This window comes from Colwellia marinimaniae, from assembly GCF_002207865.1.
Classification (GTDB): Bacteria; Pseudomonadota; Gammaproteobacteria; order Enterobacterales; family Alteromonadaceae; genus Colwellia; species Colwellia marinimaniae.
The window spans coordinates 1-255 of sequence record NZ_BDQM01000374.1 but is presented as its reverse complement, the minus strand read 5'-3'; the positions used below and the strand labels follow the sequence as shown (position 1 = coordinate 255).

1 protein-coding gene is annotated in these 255 nt (G+C 45.9%); it reads left to right on the top strand.

What is annotated here, in order from left to right:
- A partial coding sequence (locus tag MTCD1_RS19710; RefSeq protein WP_088569020.1) for a 30S ribosomal protein S9 occupies positions 1-255 on the top strand: 255 nt, incomplete at both ends.

Genomic DNA, 255 nt, shown 5'->3' with positions numbered 1-255 from the left:
TCGCAAAACATCTACTGCACGCGTATTCGCGAAAGCAGGAACTGGCAACATCGTTGTCAATCAACTTCCACTAGATCAGTATTTTGGTCGTGAAACTGCTCGTATGGTTGTTCGTCAACCACTAGAGCTAGTTGAAATGACTGATAAACTAGACATCTATGTCACTGTAAAGGGCGGTGGTATCACTGGCCAAGCAGGTGCAATTCGTCACGGTATTACCCGTGCATTGTTGGAGCTTGATGAAACTCTACGTCC